Annotated in this window: 1 pseudogene; it reads right to left on the reverse strand. The window is 43.4% G+C overall.

Annotation, left to right across the window (positions count from 1 at the left end):
- A pseudogene (locus ACFIO3_RS14075) lies at nt 1-950 on the reverse strand (adhesin); the annotation flags it as partial.

Consider the following 950-nt stretch of genomic DNA (forward strand, 5'->3'; position numbering starts at 1 on the left):
TGAATATTCGTGATGGAATTATTCACATTCGCGAAAGAACTACCTACTCCAGCAAAGGCTGTGGTTACATCATGATATTCTTTATCTTCTGTATTGCCATCTTCTTTAACGCTCTTAACCGTGAATGTAGGGGCTGTCCAAGTGCCGTTTTCATAGCTAGCGCTACCACCTAAAGACTTCGCAACATTATCACCTAACGCATGAAGCTGGTTACCCGTCACTGCATCCGTCGAACCAGATTGAATGGCCCCATCTAATAGAGACGTAAGCTTGCTATTTGTTTTACTACCTTCTTTGCCATGCGTTGCCACAAAGGCATTCGCCGTTTCACTCCACAACAAGGAATCGCTTTTTGCATCGGCAATGTCTTTGCCTATTTCATTCTTAATATTCGTGATGGAATTATTCACATTCGCGAAAGAACTACCTACTCCAGCAAAGGCTGTGGTTACATCATGATAATTTTTATCTTCTGTTTTACCATCAGCGTTGACGCTCTTAACCGTGAATACAGGAGCGGTCCATTGACCTTCTTCATATTTAGCGCCACCACCCAAAGACTTCGCAACATTATCACCTAACGCATGAAGCTGGTTACCCGTCACTGCATCCGTCGAGCCAGATTTAATGGCCCCATCTAATAGAGACGTAAGCTTGCTATTTGTCTTCGCTTCACCTGATCCATGCGTTGCCACAAAGGCATTCGCCGTTTCACTCCAATTCAAGGCGTCACCTTGAGCAGTGGTAATCTCATTTTTAATCTCATTGGTAATTTCTTTATGAAGATCCGTGAAAGAACTACCTACTCCAGCAAACGCAGATGCTACATCGTGATATTCTTTATCTTCTGTTGTACCATCTTCTTTAAAGCCTTTAACCGTGAATGTAGGGGCTGTCCAAGTGCCGTTTTCATAGCTAGCGCTACCACCTAAAGACTTCGCAACATTATC

It is taken from the genome of Bartonella sp. AD328YNZD, from assembly GCF_042196425.1.